This is a genomic window from Pseudomonas sp. GW823-FHT02F05, assembly GCF_058797315.1.
The window spans coordinates 438,698-457,344 of record NZ_JBXAJM010000001.1; the positions used below are offsets into that span (position 1 = coordinate 438,698).

Here is an 18,647-nt window from a genome sequence, read left to right on the forward strand (position 1 = left end):
CGAAGAACTCACAGGCGCCGCGTTTATCCAGGAAACACGCGTCATCGCTGACGTTTTTCGCGAGCAAGCTCGCTCCTACAATCAGCCATCAGGGCTGGCCCACACTCCGTTGATCGCGTCAGCCATGAGTCCACGCGCACTTTTACAGGTAAACTCCCCTCCTTTTCATCTTCTCCACGGAGTTCGCCTTGCGTCTGTTTCATACCTCCGACTGGCACTTGGGCCAAAACCTCCACGGCCAGGAACGCGACTTCGAACACGCCTGTTTCCTTGAATGGCTGCTGGGCCAACTCAACGCCCAGCGCCCGGATGTGCTGTTGATCGCCGGCGATATCTTCGACACGGTCAACCCGCCGCTCAAGGCCCAGGAGCGCTTGTATGACTTCATCATCAGCGCCCACGAACAACAGCCGACACTGACCATTGTGATGATTGCCGGCAACCATGACTCCGGTTCGCGCATTGAGCTGCCTGCGCCTCTGATGCGCCGCCTGCGCACCCATGCCCTGGGCCGGGTGCTGTGGCTGGATGACGGGCAACTGGATGCCGACCGGCTGCTGATCCCGCTGCCCAATGCCAAAGGCAAGATCGCCGCCTGGTGCCTGGCGCTGCCCTTCCTGCGCCCGGCGGAAGTCACCGGCGCACAGCTGGGCGATGATTACCTGCGCGGCATCGGCCAAGTGCATGAATGGCTGATCGCGGCCGCCAATGCCAAGCGCAACAAAGGCCAGGCGCTGATAGCCATCAGCCATGCGCATATGGCCGGTGGATCGGTATCCGAAGACTCCGAACGCAGCCTGATCATCGGCAATGCCGAGGCGCTGCCTGCCACACTGTTCGACCGAAGCGTGGCGTATGTGGCCCTCGGCCATTTGCACAAACCGCAAAAGGTCAATGGCGAGGAGCGCATTCGCTACAGCGGCTCGCCAATCCCCCTGTCGTTCTCCGAAATCGGCTACAAGCACCAGATTCTCGACGTGACGTTCCAGGGCGAAAGGCTGGTGGGCTGCGAACCGATCCTGATTCCCCGCTCCGTCAACCTGCAACGCCTGGATGCCGCGCCCCTGGCCGATATCCTCAAGCAACTCGGTGAGCTGCCCGACATCGACCTGCTCGCCGAAACCCAGCGCCACCCCTGGCTGGAAGTGCGCGTACGCCTCGACGAGCCGCAACCGGACCTGCGCCAACAGATCGAAACCGCCCTGCAAGGCAAGGCCGTGCGCCTGGTGCGTATCGCCGCCGAGTATGCCGGCACACGCGGCAGCGCAGAGGTAGACGATGCGCAACTGATCGAACTCGACCAGCTCACGCCCCAGGAACTGTTCAGCCGCGCCTGGCAGGACAGCTACGGCAGTGAAGTGGATGAACAGACCTTGAAGGACTTCGCCGTGCTGCTCCAGGAAGTGCAACAGGAGGGCGAACAGCCATGAAGATCCTCGCCATCCGCCTGAAAAACCTCGCCTCCCTGGCGGGCCCGTTCGAAATCGACTTTACCGCCGAGCCCCTGGCCAGTGCGGGTCTGTTCGCCATCACCGGGCCGACCGGCGCGGGTAAAAGTACCCTGCTCGATGCGCTGTGCCTGGCGCTGTTTGGCGCGGTGCCGCGCCTGGGTGACACCGGCCAGGCCAAGATGCCGGACGCCGACACGGATATCTCCATCGGCGACCCGCGCACCCTGATTCGACGCGGCACCGGTGGTGGCTATGCCGAGGTGGATTTTGTCGGTGTCAGTGGCCGTCGCTACCGTGCGCGCTGGGAAGCCAACCGCGCCCGTGACAAGGCCAGCGGCAAGTTGCAGAACAGCCGGCAAAGCCTGATCGACCTGGACAGCGACCAACTGTTGGCCAGCCAGAAAACCGAATACAAGACCCAGCTCGAATTGGCCCTGGGCCTGAACTTCGAACAGTTCACCCGTGCGGTGCTGCTGGCGCAAAGCGAGTTCAGCGCCTTCCTCAAGGCCAATGACAATGAGCGCAGCGAACTGCTGGAAAAGCTCACCGATACCGCGCTCTACACCCAGCTCGGCCGCCGTGCGTTCGATAAGGCCAAAGAGGCCAAGGACGCCCACAAACAGCTGCAGGACCAAGCCATCGGCGTGGTGCCCCTGGCCCCCGAAGCCCGCGCCGAGCTGGATCAACAGTTGGCCCACGCCCAGCAGCAACTCAAGACCCAACAAGCCCAGTTCAAGCAGCTGGAGTTGCAGCACACCTGGCTCAAGGAACTGCGTGAATGGCAGGAGCGCCATCAACACGCAGTGGAGCAACTGCAACGCGACGAAGCAACCTGGGCCAGCCAAGGCCAGCAACGCCAAGACCTCAGCCTGCTGGAGCAGTTGGCACCGCAACGCCATCACTTCCTGCGCCAGGCAGAATTCGGCACCTTGCTGACGCCCCTGGCGGCACAGATTGCCCAGCACCTCGAGCAACAAGCTACCCTGCACGCCCGCCAGGAACAGGCGCAACACCAGCAAGTGGCCGCCCAGGCAGCACTGGCCGAGGCCCTGAAACACCAGGCCGACGCCGCGCCCCTGCTGCGCCAGGCCATCGAAGAGCAAAACACCCTCGCCCATGTGAGCCGCGAACTGGCCAAGCGCAACGAGGAAAAACACCAGCACGAAAGCGCCTGCACCGAAGGCCAGGCCCTGCTCGACGGCTTGCAACACACCCAGGCCCAAGGCACCGAGCGCCTGCAGCGCCTGGCCACCGAACTTGAGCATAGCGCCGCCCTCGCGCCGCTGAGCGATGCCTGGAACGCCTACCGTGACCGCCTGCAACAACTGGTGCTGATCGGCAATCGCCTCAACCAAGGCCAGGCCGAGCTGGGGCAACTCGAACAGCGCGCCAGCGCCGCCGCCGAACAGTTCACCCAACAGCGCGAAGCCCTGGACCTGCTCTACCACGAGGCCGGTGCCGAACCGCACGCGGTGGCCGAACAAATCCAATTGCTGGCCAGCCTGCTGCAAGACAATCGCAAGCAACAGCGCGCCTTCGAAGACCTGGCCCGCTTGTGGGACAGCCAGCAACAGTTGGATCAACAGGCCGCTGCGCTCACGCAAAGGCTTGCCGAGGCCGCGCAAAAACGCGAACAACTGAACCAGACCGGCCTGCAAACCAAGGCCGAACTCACCGTTGCCGAACAAACCCTGGCGGTGACCAAGCAACTGCTTGAGCGCCAACGCCTGGCCCGCAGTGCCAGCGTCGAGGAATTACGCGAGCAGTTGCAGGATGACCAACCCTGCCCGGTGTGCGGTAGCCACGAACACCCCTATCACCAGCCTGAAGCCCTGCTGCAAAGCCTGGGCCGCCATGATGAAAGTGAAGAGGCGGCGGCGCAGAAAGCCGTCGATAGCCTCAAGGAAAAACTCACTGAATTGCGCGGTGAAGTGGGCGGCCTGATCGCTCAGCAAAAAGAGTTCCTGCAACAGCAGGAACAGTTGGCCACCCAGCAGCAGGGTTTGGCGCCGAGCCTGCAAGCCCACCCACTGTCTGCCTCGCTGTTCAATCAGGACGCCGCCAAGCGCAGCCCTTGGCTGGCCCAGCAACTGGCCCAATTGACCCAAAGCATCAGCCAGGACGAACAACGCCAAGGCGCCCTGCTCAACCTGCAACAGAACGCCGGGCGCTTGCAGCAACAATTACAAGCCGCCCAGGATGCCAGCCAGCAAGCCCGGCAATTGCTGGTGGACCAACAGCGGCAACTGGCCGGCGACCGCGAACGCCTGGAGGCGGAACTCAGCGCCTTCGCCAGCCTGTTGCCCAGCGAAACGCTGGAAGGCTTGCGCAGCGCGCCTGCGGCGACCTTCATGCAGCTCGACCAGCAGGTCAGCCAGCGCCTTGAGCAGTTGGGCCATCAACGCGATGAGCAGGCCGAGCAGCAGGAGCGCCAACAGGCCATCGAGAAACAACACACCCACCAACAGCATCGTCAGCAGCAACTCGACGCCTCGAATCTGCAAGTCGCCGAGCTGGCCGACCAGCAACACGCCGTCCAGGAAAAACTCCGCGCCTTGCTAGGGGACCACCCCAGCGCCGAGCAGTGGCAACAGCAGCTGGAGCAAGCCGTCACGCAGTCGCGCCAAAGCGAGACCGACGCCAACCACGAACTGCACGCCGTGCACACGGCCCAGGTACAGCTGGCCGCCGACCTCAAGGCCCAACAGCACCACCAGCAGGCATTGGAGGCGGAGCAGCAAGCCCTTGCGACACGCATCGGCGAATGGCGCACCCTGCACCCAGACCTGGATGATCAGGGCCTGGCACGCCTGTTGGCCCTTGATGAAGCCCAGGTCGCGCAGTTGCGTCAGCACCTGCACAGCAGCGAAAAGGCCGTCGAGCAAGCCAAGGTTCTGCTGCACGAGCGCGAACAGCGCCTGGCCGAACACCAGGCCCTGCACAACGGCAACCTGGAGGCTGAGCAGTTGGACGCCACCCTGGCAACGCTTGAGCAGCAACTGCTCGAGGGTGAGAAACACTGCGCCGAGCTGCGCGCACGCCAGGCCGAAGACCAGCGCCGCCAGAATGCCAACCAGGCCCTGGCCGAACAGATCGCCAAGGCTTACGAGCAGTGGCAGCGCTGGGCACGCCTGAATGCGCTGATCGGCTCGGCCACCGGCGACACCTTCCGCAAGATCGCCCAGGCCTACAACCTCGACTTGCTGGTGCACCATGCCAACGTGCAACTGCGCCAACTGGTGCGCCGCTACCGGCTTAAACGCGGCGGCAGCATGCTCGGGCTGCTGGTGATGGACACAGAGATGGGCGATGAACTGCGTTCGGTGCATTCGCTGTCCGGTGGCGAAACCTTCCTGGTGTCGTTGGCGTTGGCCTTGGGCCTGGCGTCCATGGCGTCGAGCACCTTGAAGATCGAGTCGCTGTTTATCGACGAAGGCTTTGGCAGCCTTGATCCGGAGTCATTGCAATTGGCGATGGACGCCCTGGACGGCTTGCAGGCCCAGGGCCGCAAGGTGGCGGTGATCTCCCACGTACAGGAAATGCACGAGCGCATCCCGGTACAGATCCAGGTCCAGCGCCAGGGCAATGGCTTGAGTACCCTGGAGGTCAAGTGAACGCAGCGCTGCTGTACTCGTTCCGGCGCTGCCCCTATGCAATGCGGGCGCGGCTGGCCTTGCGTTACTCAGGCGTTCCTGTGCGAATCATCGAGGTGAGCCTCAAGGCCAAGCCAGCCGAGATGCTGGCGCTGTCGCCCAAGGGTACGGTGCCGGTGTTGAGTGTCGAAGGTCGAGTGATCGAGGAGAGCCTGGAGATCATGCAATGGGCGCTGACGCAGCACGATCCAGATGATTGGCTGCTGCAAGGTGACCCTGCGGTGCTAGCGTTGATTGCCGAGAATGATCAAGTGTTCAAGCATCATTTGAATCGATACAAGTACGCCGAGCGCTATCCGGAAAAGCCGATGGAGCATTATCGGGCCGAGGGTGAGGTGTTCTTACAGAAATTGGAAGGCTTGCTGGCGGAGCGTGAGTACTTGCTCGCCGAACACCTGAGCCTGGCGGATGCGGCACTGGCGCCGTTTGTGCGCCAGTTTGCTCATGTGGATCGGGAGTGGTTTGCAGGTACAGCGTATGGCCGGTTACAGACGTGGCTACAGCGGTTCCTGGAGTCCCCACTGTTTACCGCCGTGATGGCAAAGCCCTGAGGCCAATACAATCAAGTGTGGGAGCTGGCTTGCCTGCAATGCGGGGATGTCCGAAATTATGTGAACGGTCCTCGTTTTAATCCTGCGAAAGCCGCTCCTCGGACTGAATACTGAAGCGGCTCAAGACAGCAGTCCAACCCCCAGAGGCATCGTCCATTTCTTGCTTATGTTTTTCAGTGTCAGATAAAAGAGCTTCATGACCGCCTCATCGGTCGGGATGAAGTTCAACTATTGGTCACTTCACGCAGACTCATGCTGATCGATTCAATAACGTTTCACGTCCGTGTCACGCACTACACAACACCATCAATGTCACGCGCAACATATATCATATAAATAGAAAAATCATTACCGCCCTGCGAACCTGAACCCCCACCCAAATCTTGGTAATTGTGAAGCACAACTTGAGCTGGTCCACTCATCCAAATCGCCCCAGTGCTCCGCGAGTGGAAGCCACCACGTGGAACTGTAAATCGCGGTATTACCTCTCTCCCCCCTACGAAAAGGGCTAAGATAGGTGCGACATTTTCCGGGTGGGGACTGCTATTCATTACTGTATATTCAATATTATAAGAATGAGCCGGATTGAAATTGAAGTTCCTTATAATTAACGAACCAGCATTAGACGCATAAGGCGTACTCATGTACAAACCCTGGCTCATAAAAACCGCACTGACGGCTCCTGCACCTACACTCCACCCACCTAAGCTACTAGTAAATATATGATGAGACCCTTCCCATGAGTCACTCTTAAAATACCAGCCTGTTTGGAAAACTATCCCCTCGGCTCTGTTAGTGCTGCCGTCGAACGTGACTTCACATTTAATCGTTAACATCTGCCCATTAGACAAACTATTTAGCCAATATCGAGATACCTCCTTATTAGAAAGTCCGTTAACAGCCTCCGACTCCGTAATTGCCACCCCACTCATCAATTCAAAGGAACCTATGCCTTGGTTAATGCACGTTAACCACACCCGTTGCCCTACGGTACTAAACGGCCATGAGACCACAGAGATCAGAGCTTTGATAAATGTGTTGAGGTCCAGTGTGCTGCCAGGAAGGATGTTGTTGATACGCGGCTGAGGCAGGTCGGCAGCTGGAATCGGCGTTACCGTCACCGTTAACACTTTGGACGAAATCACCTTGCCGTTGCGGGTCACGTCGTACTTAAGCGTGAACGTCTTGTCGGCATTACCGACGTTGGCGGCAATCGCGGCCTTGGTAATGTCGAACGTGGCTTTGCCCGTCGCTACCCCATTCTTGGCCGGGATCACCGGAGAACCCGCACCGGCTGTCCCCACCATCGTCACCTTGATGCTGTCTGTGGTGTACATCGGTGTGTACTCCACCGACACCGTGGCGCCGTTTTGCGCATCCAACGGCGCGAGCGTTACCGAGGTGCCAGTGCCACTTGCCTGGATCAACTTGGGAACAGGGAATTCTGCCGGGAGTGTGTTGACGGTGTACTCCACCACCGGAAAGCTGATCGCCTCGGCTTCAACCTTGCTAAGACTGACGGCGGCTTTGAATTCCATCCTCAATTTTGTGCCGTGGCCCAACCCATCGATGTAAGTGCGCAACAGGCGATATTCATAGCGGCCTTGGGCAACCCAGTTCGGATTGACATACGAGCTGTTGAAACTGAACAGCGTCAGGTCATGAGCAACATTAGCGGCTGTTCTACCAAAAAACTTCAACGAGACCGGATAAGGGGCGGTGATAAACGGCCAGGTGCCGACATGCGCCATCGCGTTGCCGACGAAGCTATCCAGGTCCAGCACCTTTGTCGCGCTATTGGCCTCGTTGAGCCTGATGACCGTCTTGGCCAGCTCCGATTGCGGTATCGGCCTCACGGTCACCGTCAAGGTTGCCGACGTGACCGAGACACCCGCACGGGTTACCACGTATTGGTATTTCACCGTGGTGGCCTGGTCACGAATATTCGCCGCTATCGCCGCCCTGGAAATATCGAACGCCACTTTCTGCAAGGTCTCATTGCCTGGCTTGGCCGGGATATCCGGCGAACCACCATTGCCAGCTCCGAGCATGCTGACTTTGATCGAGTCACCGTTGCGCATGCCCACATAGCTCACCACCAATTGGGTGCCCTGTTGCACCTTAAGGGGTTCGAGGTCGGCGGTGTCGGGGCCGGTGGTTTGCGCTTCAAGCAAGGTCGGCGACGGCAGTTCGCCCACGCCACGGCTGATCAGCACCTCGGTGATCTGTGAGTAACGCGGCATCGCCTCATCAGCGCGTGTCAGCGTATAGAACACCGTCACCGACTCATCCAGGTTGTTCTCCACGTAGTATTTTTCGATGTCGTGGGTGGTGGTGGCGCCATTCACGGCCACCTGCACCGGCACTTCGGTGCGGGCGCCCTGGCCAAGCCAGTACATGCGGATCCAGTCGCCGCGCAGTGTTTCGCCAAACGGTGCAAACACGGTGGCGTAGGCACCTACATCATCCGGATTCAACTGGCCGCTGACCGCCTTGTCGACAATCGGCTTGGGCATCGTACGCTTGATCTGACCCACCACGATCTGCAACCGCAGGGACTCCTGCGGGCGGCCGCCGGGCCGGGTGTGGGCGTAAAACACGTCGGTCAGGTGGCCGTCGAAACGCCGCAGTTCGTCGGGGTATACCGTAAACAACAAATCCCCACCGGCCGTAGGCGGAATATCGTCGACCTCGCGGCCGATGCGATGTTCGATGGTGTTATCGGCGCTGCTGACCCGGAAGATGACTTCGATATAACCGTCCTTCGGCCAGCTCCCTTGTAGGGGGAAGCGTACGGTCGCGTCGACATCCGGCTCGATATGGCCACCCTGGTCCTCGTCTATCGTCGGCGCCGGCCACCTGACGACTTGCCCCACGACCTCCAGATAGAGTTTTTCGGAAGGCTGTTGCACCGAGCCATTCTGATACAGGGCATGCACGCTCGCGCTGCCTTCGGCAATCGCGCTCACCAGCGCGTTGGGAACCTCAAAGGTATAAAGGCCTGCTCTACTGAGTTCTTCGGTGTGCGTATAAGGGATCGAATTGCCTTCACTGTCCAAACCGGCCCAGATCAGCGTCACGTGGGAATACGCGCTAGCCTCTTGGGAGAGGACCCAAATGGCCACTTCCACATCCCAACTGCCCAGTTCCGCGAGGTCGATTTTCGTACCGGTGTCTGGAAACTGCAGCCACGGCGCTTCGGGGCGCACCTCATTGAGGTGCACATCAATCAACGACACCGCCGACCAGCGCGCCCGCTCCTCCGGCAGATTGCCGCCCGCGTCCCGCACCTGGTAAGCCACGCGCGTAAGCCGGTTATTGCCCGCGGCGCTGATAGTGGCGTAGTCGACGGTCAAGGTGATGTCACGGCCCACTTCGCCGGGCTGGACCCGGTGCTGAACCACTTGCGAGCCCCAGGCCAGAGTGATCAGGTCATAAGCGCGCATGTTTAGCCAGTAGCGAATGATGATCTTGACACCCGCCAGTGCCTGCTGCTGGTTGACGCCATGCAGCAAAACCTCCGGTGGGACCTCATACGCCAGCCCCTGGTGGCCGGGCAGACAGTCTCTGTCTTCGCCACCGGGGCGAGTCAGGCTGACCCGTAACTTGATTTCTTCGGTGAATGACTCATTGCCGCTTCTGCGCCTTAGCATGGCACATACCGGGTAGACCAAGAACGGGACGATATGGTGCGCGGGAACGGTCAGCGGGATCAGGTCAAGGTTTTGCTCGCCTTCGCGAATCGGCGTAGAGGCCACGGGAATATTACGGTTGCCCCAGAACAGTGAGGCAACACTGCCCGGAGTGACGCCATCTTTGGGGTTGATCAGGTAGACCACCAACGGCACCTCGGTATGCCGCAGGCCGATACCGCCATGCGCCCCTTCGATATCACCATCAATGGCCGGTTCCATCAGCGGAACAACGATGGGCGGCAAGAGGGGGTCAAGTGTTTTGATCTTGGGCATGGCGAGAATCCTCACGGTCGTGCGCTGTTGGCTTACCACTATCAAACGCCTGAAATCGCGGCGTGCCTACTGTCAGAATTAACAGGTAGTGCAGGATGCACCTGGATCGGTACCTGTTAATTCTGACAGTAGCCAATGCCGGGATTCAGGCGTTTGATAGCGCCAACAGCACACTTCGCAGGAACAGGAGAACAGCCATGCCAGCCAAAAAAAACCAGACATCCGCGCCTGCGACCAAGCCAGCAGCGGCAGAGGGAAAGACCAAAACCAAAGCCTCTGCCAAACAGAAGGTTCCGGCCCCATCACACACCATCATGACGCTGGAGGAAAAGAAGGCGCCCAAGTACCTCGACCGGCTTTACATTCCCGGCATGAGTGAGAACGTCAAAGGCTACGACGCTGGCGTCCCGAAGTGGTTGTTTGAGTCGGACATGACGATTCAGGTAGACAAAGGCTGGGCCGCGGCCCCCGGCGATGTCATCACGGTCGGTAAACTACTCGACGACGGCACCGTGTCGGTACTCGCCACCAAGCAGCTCAAACCTGGCGAGGAGCTGAACAACGCCTACTTTTTCGCCGCCGAACAGAAGGACCTGCCCGACGGCCCGTATGCCCTGGTGTATGTGGTCCACTATGCCGGCGGCACGGACTACGACAGGTCTTACCCGCTGCTGACGCTGGTCAAGACCGACCTTCCCGCCGGTGACGACAACGATGGCCCTACAGTACCCGGGCATTCAGGACTGAAATTCAGCGTATCCGAGACGGTCATCGTCCCAGGCAACGCCAGCAAAGGCGTCACTATCACGCTCCAGCCGCCCCCAAACACCAACCCAACCGATGAAGTCGATCTTCACTGGGGATCGGTGATCAAGACGCAAAACATTGCGGGGGCTCTCAAGCCCACAGTGATCCTGGTGACTTATGCGGATTTGCTTGAAGCCGGCGACAGTGATCGCCTGTACGTCTGGCTGGAGGTGCGGGACCTGGTGGGGAATGTCTCGACGCCCGGCTCGGCCAGCGTGGAGGTCTCGGTGAACCTGGGCCAGCAACTGACGGATGGCCCCGTCATCGTCAATGGCGGGCCACCTGGCTATATCGACCTTGAAGTCGTGGGGGAAAACCCCCTGGAGATGCAGGTTCGCACGCCGTCAAGCGTGGGCCAGGTGGGTGATATTTATGATGTGATGTTCCGCATCTACCCGCCTAAAGGTGGCGTCAAAATCATTCACAAATTTGTCGAGATCAGGCGAGGTGGCCAGGTCTATTCAGTGTTCATCGATTACCTTGATATACGGATGGCCGCTGAGGGCCGGGTGGAGACCAGCTTCGTATTGAGAAAGTCCGGCCCGCCCTACGAGGTGTACTCCAAGAAAACCAGCGCCGAGGTCAGAGGCTCAGTGGTTCGCCTGGAGCCACCGGACCTTGAGGGCTACCCAGACGATCACATCGGTAACGACCCGGCGCATGTCATCGCACGCTGCCCCTACTATGCCTGGCGGCAACCCACCGACGAGATTCTGTGGATCTTTCGACTTGTAAAAGGGTTGAACGAGGTGATCCTCCATACCGAGACACAAGTCGTTGGCCAATCCTGGCCCGTCGGTGCGCCGGTCAAGCAGGTGTTTTACTGGGAACAATTGCGCCAGTTCAAAGGCTACAGCTTCGAGTTCTATTACGTGATCTCAAGCAGCTTCACCCGCGCGCGCGCAATAGACCTGAATGAATCCTTGCGTCGGATATTGACCATCAGCTAGATACGTCAAACCCCAAGGCACTCTCGCGAGTGGCTTGGGGTTTGAATCCCTCGACAATCAGTTTTGAATCTTGTGATCCAGCGCCGCATAAAAGTTGGCACTCTGTTGCAGGTACTTCTGAGTATAAGCCGTGACATTGGATTTTTTGCCGGTGACTTCCACGCTGGCGGCGGCAGGCAAGGCCACGGTGGCGGAAACAGCAGAAGCAGCGATGATCGAGAAGAGATTGAAATTCATGGCGGTAACCCTTGTGTTCGTTTGGTTGGGTGGCCTGGGAAGGCCTTGGAACCCAACTTACGCCCGAGGGTTGAACCTTAGAAATGCTTTGAAACAGTAGCCGTTATCACTGCGATTAATACAACGGCTCAGGCCCCGCAGTGCGGGGCCTGTGGCTTATTGACGCACCAGGAACTTGAGGTCACTGGGGGCATCGATCGGCAATTTCTGCACGGTTTTACCCAGCAGGCCGGTCTTGGGGTCGCGCTCGACGACGACAATTTCATTGCTTTTCTGGTTGGCGATCAGCAGGAATTTTCCGCTAGGGTCGAGGCTGAACTCACGCGGATGGTCGCCTTCGACAGAACGCCGCTGGATTTCCTTGAGGTGCGCGGTGGCTGGATCGATGCTGAACACCAGCATCTGATTGGCCGTGCCACGGTTGCTCACGTACAGGAATTTGCCGTCGTTTGACGCATGCAACGCCGCACCGGCCTTGTCGGACACCGGTTGGCCGGCGGCATAGTCGAGCAACTGGGTTTGCGTCAGCTTGCCGTCGTTGTAATCGAACACGGCTACCTGGGCGCTCATCTCAGTGGTCAGCCAGGCGTGTTTGCCGTCCGCGCTGAACAGCAAGTGACGCGGCCCGCTGCCGGGTGGCAACTGCACCGACGCCGGGTCGGCCGCTGTCAGTGGCAGCTCGTGATTGGCCTTGGGGTCGTAGCGGTAGGCAAACACCTTGTCCGCGCCCAGGTCCTGCACGAATACATACTTGCCGTCCGGCGACGACACGACCGAATGCACATGGTTGGACGCCTGGCGCTCCGGGTTCACACGGCTGGCCGGGTGCCCGCTCAATTGCACCGGTGCCGACAGCTTGCCGCTGGCATCCACCGGCAGGATCGCCAGGCTGCCACCCGGGTCTTCCACCACCGAATAGTTGGCGACGAACAGGTAGCGCCCATCGGCGGCCACACTGGAATGGGTCGGCTCATTGCCCAGGCTCTGCACCTGGTTGATCAGGGTCAGCTGGTGGTTCTGGGGGTCGATGCTATAGCTGCTGACACGCCCCACCGGGTCTGCCTGGCCGGGGCCGTTCTCATTGACCACAAACAACTGCTTCTGGTCTTTGGAGATCGTCAGCCAGGAAGGGTTGGCGGTTTTCGCCGCCAGCACTGGCTTGCCGCTGAACTGCCCGGTGCTACTGTCGAATTGCAGGCGGTAGATCCCTTCACTGGTGCCGGCTGTATAGCTGCCGACCAACAGTTCATGGATATCGGCCGGCGCGGCCTGCACCGACATCGCACCGACACTGCCTGCCATCAGCAGGGGCCAGAATTTACGCATCATCTGCTTCGTCCTCGTCGTTATTGTTGTCGCCCTGGATGGCGCTCAAGCAGACCAGACGGTGTTCACCGTCGTCGTTGATCAGCAACCAGCTTTGCAAGCTCTCGTCAAAGGTAGCCGCCTCTAACTGTTCTGGACTAAAGGTCCAGCGCTTGAGTTCCCGGCCATCCATGCTTTGGATCTGCAGTTGCTGATCAAGCTTGAAGTCAAAAGCGTGCAGCCCATTGATGATCAGCATATCGCTGGTGGCAAGGACGCAGGTCAGGGTGTCAGCAGTCATGGCAGTCAATCATTTTGGGGAAAGCCGCAATGATAGCCCAGGCTGTAACCTAGAGGTTGAACACTGCGGTGATGCTATCGCAGCATAGGTATCTACAACTTCGGTACGACGCTAAACCTGTGGCGAGGGAGCTTGCTCCCGTGACGGCCTGACAGCCAACGCCCGCCTACCTGACACCCCCACGATCAAACTGTGGGAACTGGCTTGCCTGCGATGGCGGCCTGACGGCCGACGCAGTTATACCGGGTAAATATCCATTCCTGCGGTATCAGACATGTAGGCGCTCTGATCCAACATCCCAGTTGGCTGCCAGGCCGTCTTCGCAGGCAAGCCAGCTCCCACACAAGCCCGCTCCCGCCTTTTGGGAGCAGGATCAGTGTGCGAACAACGAGTTGCCCTTCTGCCCTGCCAGCTTTTCAGGCTTGATCAGGAATCGCGCCAGCGCCGGCAACAGCCACAGCGCGCCGAACATGTTCCACAGCAGCATGAAAGTCAGCATCAGGCCCATGTCGGCCTGGAACTTGATGGCCGAGAAGATCCAGGTGCACACGCCGATGGCCAGGCACAGGCCGGTAAACAGCACGGCCTTGCCGGTGGATTTCAGCGTCTGGTAGTACGCCTCTTGTAGCGGCAGGCCGGCGCGCAGGAAGCTTTCCAGGCGGCTGTAGATGTAAATGCCGTAGTCCACGCCAATCCCCACACCCAGGGCCACCACCGGCAAGGTCGCGACCTTGACGCCAATGCCCATGAACGCCATCAGTGCGTTGCCCAGTACCGAGGTCAGCACCAGCGGCAACACGATGCACAGGGTCGCCGCCCAGGAGCGGAAGGTGATCATGCACATGGTCGCCACGCACAGGTACACCAGGATCAGGATGATCAGTTCCGACTCCTTGATCACCTCGTTGGTGGCCGCTTCGATCCCGGCATTACCCGCTGCGAGAATGAACTCCAGGCCGTCCTTGTTGTTTTCCTTGGCGAAGTCCTGCACCGCATGCACCGCGCGGTCGAGGGTTTCGGCCTTGTGGTCGTTGAGGAACACCAGCACCGGCGCCAGGGAGCAATTGTTGTTGTACAAGCCATCGGCACGGGCGATGGAGTTGTTCAGCACATCCGGGTTGCGCGACAGGGTTTCCCATTTCAGGTTGCCCTCGTTCATGCCCTTGATCATTTGCTTGGACACGGTCACCAACGAGATCGCCGACTGCACGCCCTCGGTGTTCTGCATCTTCCACATCAACTGGTCGATGGGCGCCATGGCTTCATAGCGCGAGCAGCCTTCGGCCTTGGTCTTGACCATCACCACCAACACGTCGGAGCTGGTGGAGTAATTGCTGATGATGAAGTTGTTGTCCTTGTTGTAGCGCGAATCCGGGCGCAGTTCCGGTGCGCCTTGGTCCAGGTCGCCAATCTTCAGGTTCTGGCTGTACCAGAGGCCGCCACCAAAGGCGATCAACGCCAGGAATACCGAAACCGGCGCGACTTTCGGGCTGGCAAATTTGGACAGCAGGCGCCAGAAGCTATGTTCGCGGTTCGCGTCTTTCTTGCTCTTGGCGATGGCGCGCTTGCTGATGCCCACGTAGGAAATCGCGACCGGCAGCAGGATCAGGTTAGTGAACACGATCACCGCCACGCCGATGGACGCGCCGATAGCCAGTTCGCGGATCACGCCGATGTCGATGATCAGCAGCGTGATGAAGCCCACCGCATCCGCCAGAATGGCGATCATCCCCGGCAGGAACAGTTGCCGGAAGGTGCGCCGCGCGGCGGTGAGGGCGTTGTCTGCCTCGCTGGATTGCAGGGCAATGCCGTTGATCTTCTGCACACCATGGGAAATGCCGATGGCGAAGATCAGGAACGGCACCAGCATCGAATACGGGTCCAGTCCGAAACCGAAGAAGTGCATCAACCCCAGTTGCCAGACCACCGCCACCAATGTCGTGCTCAACACCGCAATGGTGCTGCGCAGGCAGTTGGTGAACCACAGCAGCAGAATCAGGGTGATGACGAACGCAACGCCGAAGAACAGCACCACCATCACCAGGCCATCGATCAGGTCGCCGACCTTTTTGGCAAAGCCGACAATATGAATCTTGACGTTGGGGTTCTGGGTTTCGAACTTGTCGCGGATCTTGTCTTCGAGTTCATGGGAGAACTTGCGGTAGTCCAGGGCCAGCAACTTGCCCTGGTCTTGCGGGTCCGGGTAGGACTCCAACAGCGGGATATCAACGATGCTCGACTTGAAGTCATTGGCGACCAGCCGCCCGACCTGGCCGGACTTGAGCACGTTATTGCGCAACTGGTCGAGGCTCTGCGGCGAACCGTTGTAGCTCTGCGGGATGACCTCCCCGCCGGCAAAACCTTCTTCGGTCACTTCGGTCCAGCGCACGCTGGGGCTCCACAGCGACTTGAGGCCCGAGCGGTCCACCCCGGAGATGTAGAACACCTCGTCGTGGATCTGGCGCAGGGTCTCCATGTACTCCTTGGTGAAAATGTCCCCGTCCTTGGCTTCCACCGAAATACGCACGGTGTTGCCCAGGTTGGCCAAATCGTTGCGGTGCTCCATCATTTTTTCGATGAAGGGGTGCTTGAGCGGGATCATCTTTTCAAAACTGGTGGACGGGCGAATCAAGGTCGCCTGCCAGAACAGGAAGAGGCTCACCAGCAGGCAGATGACGATCACCGCCGGGCGATTGTTGAAGATCAGACGCTCAAGAAAGGTCGCTTTATCGTTGTGATGACTGCTCATTGAATCCCCGCCTTCTTATTATTGTGAGAGCTCTGCGCCGGCCGATGTGGCAACCCGCACGCCACCCTGCCCCGCGAGGATCAAATTGCCATTGCCGGCCGCCGTGACCGCCGAGAGTGAAATACGGTCCGGGCGATTGAACACACTGAAGGTCTGGCCGTCGTCGTGGCTGACCACCACGCTGCCGCCGTTGCCGACCACAACAATGGAACCGTCCTCCAGCAAGGTCGCCCCCGACAGGCCAAACTCCAACGCGCCACGCGCTGCGTTCAATTGGACCTGTTCCCAGGTGCTGCCGAAATCGGTGGAGCGGTAGAGGTTGCCGCGCAACCCATACGCCAGCAGGGTTTGCGGCTGTGCGGTGCTGATCACGCCAAACAGCGAACCCTCGTAGGGGCCTTCGAGTTTTTCCCAGGTCTGCCCATCGTCGCTGGAGCGAAACATGCTGCCTTGCTCACCGACGATAAACAGGCCGGCGCCCTTGACCTGGGCGATGGCGTTGAGGTGGTACTGGTCTTCGTTGTCGAGGCGCTCGCTGACATCGTTCCAGGTTTTGCCGGCGTCAGTGGTCTCGATCAACGCACCGTAGGCGCCCACGGCCAGGCCGTGGTTGGCGTCGTTGAACCACACATCGAGCAACGGCGCTTCGCGTTTGAGGTCTTGATATTGCTGGGTCCACGTGGCGCCGCCATCGGTACTGGCAAGAATCTGCGCATCGTGGCCGACGGCCCAACCGTGCTGATCATCAATGAAAAACACCGCCGTGAGCAGTTGCCGGGTGGGTACTTTGGCTTGGGCCCAGGTGTTGCCCTGGTCATCGGAATAAAGGATATGCCCCCGATCACCGACCGCCACCAGGCGCTTGCCCGCGTGAACCACGTCGATCATCAAGCCTTTGGCGGCCTTGGGGGATTCAATTGCAAAGACTGCGGCGGCGGAGGTATCGCTGGCGGCCAGAACCGGCAGCGACAATACGCTGCCAGCAAGCAGCGAGAGCGCTGTGGCCAGCAACGCAACCCTGCGTGCGGCGCGTGGGCGGCAAACAACCCAACCCATGACAGGCTCACTCATAGACCTTTCTCCCATTTATTATTGTTAGGTCGTCTTCTCTGCCAGGACCTTGAAACCTGCAATCTAGAGCGCCTGGAGGAAGCAGGAGCCATCCTATCGGGCTTTGGAATCGTCTGACAATCGGCGCTACGTTATCTTTTGTTAACTGGCGGCGTTTGGCCATGTGCTGAATATAGCTATATCAGCTGAAATGATGGCCCCACGTGATCGACGTGATCGTTCCCACGCTCCGCGTGGGAATGCATCCTCTGACGCTCTGCGTCCTCACCGCGCAAACAGCGGGGCGCAGAGCGCCCCGGCCGGCATTCCCATGCGGAGCGTGGGAACGATCAGAAGAAATGAATTTTTATTCTATCTATTGAATTTAGTGAATTTTTATTCCATTAATAGCCTTCCTGAAAACAATAATCCAAAGGACCACGACGATGCGTGAACTCGGAATCGGCTTGATCGGCACAGGCTTCATGGGCCGCGCCCACGCGCTGGCGTTCAACAACGCCCGGGCGGTATTTGAACTGCCGGTGCAGCTCAAGCTGGCCGCCCTGGCCGATGCCGACACCGAACGCGCCCAGCGTTGCGCCAGCGCCTGGGGGTTTGCCCAGGCCCATGGTGACTGGCAAGCGCTGATCAACGACCCAAAGGTCGACGTCGTGGCCATCACCACCCCCAACCATTTGCATTACCCCATGGCCATGGCCGCGATTGCGGCCGGCAAAGCCGTGTATTGCGAGAAACCCCTGGCCGTCAGCCTCGAACAAGCCGACGCCATGCGCCGCGCAGCCCATACCGCCGGGGTGGTGACGCGTGTCGGCTATAACTACCAGCACAACCCCATGATCGTGCTGGCCCGGCAGATGATTGCCCAGGGCGAACTGGGCCAGATCATCAGTTTCCAAGGTGAGTTCAGCGAAGACTTCATGGCGGACCCGGCCTCCCCTTGGTCGTGGCGCTGCGAAGTGGAGCATGCTGGCGGCGCCCTGGCTGACCTGGGCAGCCATTTGCTGTCAATGGCCCGCTACCTGGTGGGCGACGTGACCCATGTCTGTGCCGATACCCAGACCGTGCACAACCAACGCCCCGCCACCGCCGGCAGCCCAACCTCAAAAGCCATTGCCGTGGATGACCAGGTGCATGCCCTGTTGCGCTTCGCCAACGGCGCCCGTGGCACGGTGAGCAGCAGTTGGCTCAAGCACGGCTACAAAAACCATCTGAGTTTCGAGATCAGCGGCACCCAAGGCACGCTGGCGTTTGACCAGGAACGCTTGAATGAACTGCGCCTGTACCGCATCGGCCAGGACGGCTTCCAGCGCGTGCTGGCTGGCCCTGCCCTGCCCGGCTATGCGGCATTCAGCCCGGCGGCGGGGCATCAGTTGGGCTACAACGAGTTGAAGACGTTGGAAGTGCACGAGTTGATCATGGCGCTGGCCGGCCAAGGGGACCAGGGGACGGACTTTGAGGCGGCGTGGGAGGTGGAGCGGTTGGCGACGGCGATTCGAGTGGCCGCCCTTGAGGAACGCTGGGTCAAAGTGGACACGGTTTAAAAGTGGGAGCGGGCTTGCTCGCGAATACGCTGTGTCAGTCGGCACCTTCAGTGCCTGAACCGC

General features: G+C 59.8%; 11 protein-coding genes. 5 read left to right on the forward strand and 6 right to left on the reverse strand.

From position 1 onward, the window contains the following. Positions 1 to 188 precede the first annotated feature (188 nt). From AC1RAC_RS02045 to AC1RAC_RS02055, 3 genes are read left to right on the forward strand one after another with little or no spacing between them, the layout of a single operon-like run. The gene (locus AC1RAC_RS02045) at positions 189 to 1,430 is read left to right on the forward strand and encodes an exonuclease SbcCD subunit D C-terminal domain-containing protein (protein ID WP_492616079.1); all 1,242 of its coding nucleotides are present in this window, start codon (positions 189 to 191) and stop codon (positions 1,428 to 1,430) included. Beyond that, complete coding sequence (locus AC1RAC_RS02050; protein WP_492616080.1) at positions 1,427 to 5,065, forward strand: AAA family ATPase; 3,639 nt, start codon at positions 1,427 to 1,429, stop codon at positions 5,063 to 5,065. The genes AC1RAC_RS02045 and AC1RAC_RS02050 overlap by 4 nt, the downstream gene beginning before the upstream one ends. Further along, the gene (locus AC1RAC_RS02055) at positions 5,062 to 5,655 is read left to right on the forward strand and encodes a glutathione S-transferase (protein WP_492616081.1); all 594 of its coding nucleotides are present in this window, start codon (positions 5,062 to 5,064) and stop codon (positions 5,653 to 5,655) included. The genes AC1RAC_RS02050 and AC1RAC_RS02055 overlap by 4 nt, the downstream gene beginning before the upstream one ends. Before the next feature lie 293 nt (positions 5,656 to 5,948). On the opposite strand, the gene AC1RAC_RS02060 is transcribed toward AC1RAC_RS02055, so the two are convergent. Continuing rightward, positions 5,949 to 9,623: a hypothetical protein gene (locus AC1RAC_RS02060; protein ID WP_492616082.1), complete on the reverse strand. Its 3,675-nt coding sequence runs from the start codon at positions 9,621 to 9,623 to the stop codon at positions 5,949 to 5,951. 197 nt (positions 9,624 to 9,820) lie between these two features. Here AC1RAC_RS02060 and AC1RAC_RS02065 point away from each other — a divergent pair, with 197 nt between their 5' ends. Further along, positions 9,821 to 11,380 (forward strand): hypothetical protein, encoded by a 1,560-nt coding sequence (locus AC1RAC_RS02065; RefSeq protein WP_492616083.1) that lies wholly within the window; start codon positions 9,821 to 9,823, stop codon positions 11,378 to 11,380. A gap of 57 nt (positions 11,381 to 11,437) precedes the next feature. On the opposite strand, the gene AC1RAC_RS02070 is transcribed toward AC1RAC_RS02065, so the two are convergent. The 5 genes from AC1RAC_RS02070 to AC1RAC_RS02090 all read right to left on the reverse strand — a co-directional run bounded on the left by AC1RAC_RS02070 (position 11,438) and on the right by AC1RAC_RS02090 (position 17,028). Beyond that, positions 11,438 to 11,617, reverse strand: a complete 180-nt coding sequence (locus AC1RAC_RS02070) for a hypothetical protein (protein WP_034126032.1) — start codon at positions 11,615 to 11,617, stop codon at positions 11,438 to 11,440. A 156-nt stretch (positions 11,618 to 11,773) separates the two neighbouring features. Beyond that, complete coding sequence (locus AC1RAC_RS02075) at positions 11,774 to 12,946, reverse strand: lactonase family protein (RefSeq protein WP_054922650.1); 1,173 nt, start codon at positions 12,944 to 12,946, stop codon at positions 11,774 to 11,776. Continuing rightward, positions 12,936 to 13,223 carry a DUF5629 family protein gene (locus AC1RAC_RS02080; protein ID WP_492616084.1) on the reverse strand — a complete coding sequence of 96 codons (288 nt, stop codon included), beginning with the start codon at positions 13,221 to 13,223 and terminating at the stop codon, positions 12,936 to 12,938. Before AC1RAC_RS02080 ends, AC1RAC_RS02075 begins: the two co-directional genes overlap by 11 nt. 373 nt (positions 13,224 to 13,596) lie before the next feature. Then, a complete protein-coding gene (locus AC1RAC_RS02085) occupies positions 13,597 to 15,972 on the reverse strand; it encodes an efflux RND transporter permease subunit (RefSeq protein WP_057974813.1) in 2,376 nt (791 codons plus the stop codon). Between the two features lie 18 nt (positions 15,973 to 15,990). Further along, a complete protein-coding gene (locus tag AC1RAC_RS02090) occupies positions 15,991 to 17,028 on the reverse strand; it encodes a WD40/YVTN/BNR-like repeat-containing protein (RefSeq protein WP_492616109.1) in 1,038 nt (345 codons plus the stop codon). Positions 17,029 to 17,468: 440 nt separating this feature from the next. Here AC1RAC_RS02090 and AC1RAC_RS02095 point away from each other — a divergent pair, with 440 nt between their 5' ends. Further along, positions 17,469 to 18,584, forward strand: coding sequence for a Gfo/Idh/MocA family protein (locus AC1RAC_RS02095; RefSeq protein WP_440841746.1), 1,116 nt, complete (start codon positions 17,469 to 17,471; stop codon positions 18,582 to 18,584). The last annotated feature ends 63 nt before the right edge of the window (positions 18,585 to 18,647 follow it).

Bases quoted from the DNA above. Each gene is read 5' to 3' on its own strand.
- AC1RAC_RS02050 (WP_492616080.1), top strand. From the start codon at position 1,427: ATGAAGATCCTCGCCATCCGCCTGAAAAACCTCGCCTCCCTGGCGGGC.
- AC1RAC_RS02060 (WP_492616082.1), bottom strand. From the start codon at position 9,623: ATGCCCAAGATCAAAACACTTGACCCCCTCTTGCCGCCCATCGTTGTT.
- AC1RAC_RS02065 (WP_492616083.1), top strand. From the start codon at position 9,821: ATGCCAGCCAAAAAAAACCAGACATCCGCGCCTGCGACCAAGCCAGCA.
- AC1RAC_RS02070 (WP_034126032.1), bottom strand. From the start codon at position 11,617: ATGAATTTCAATCTCTTCTCGATCATCGCTGCTTCTGCTGTTTCCGCC.
- AC1RAC_RS02075 (WP_054922650.1), bottom strand. From the start codon at position 12,946: ATGATGCGTAAATTCTGGCCCCTGCTGATGGCAGGCAGTGTCGGTGCG.
- AC1RAC_RS02080 (WP_492616084.1), bottom strand. From the start codon at position 13,223: ATGACTGCTGACACCCTGACCTGCGTCCTTGCCACCAGCGATATGCTG.
- AC1RAC_RS02085 (WP_057974813.1), bottom strand. From the start codon at position 15,972: ATGAGCAGTCATCACAACGATAAAGCGACCTTTCTTGAGCGTCTGATC.
- AC1RAC_RS02090 (WP_492616109.1), bottom strand. From the start codon at position 17,028: ATGGGTTGGGTTGTTTGCCGCCCACGCGCCGCACGCAGGGTTGCGTTG.
- AC1RAC_RS02095 (WP_440841746.1), top strand. From the start codon at position 17,469: ATGCGTGAACTCGGAATCGGCTTGATCGGCACAGGCTTCATGGGCCGC.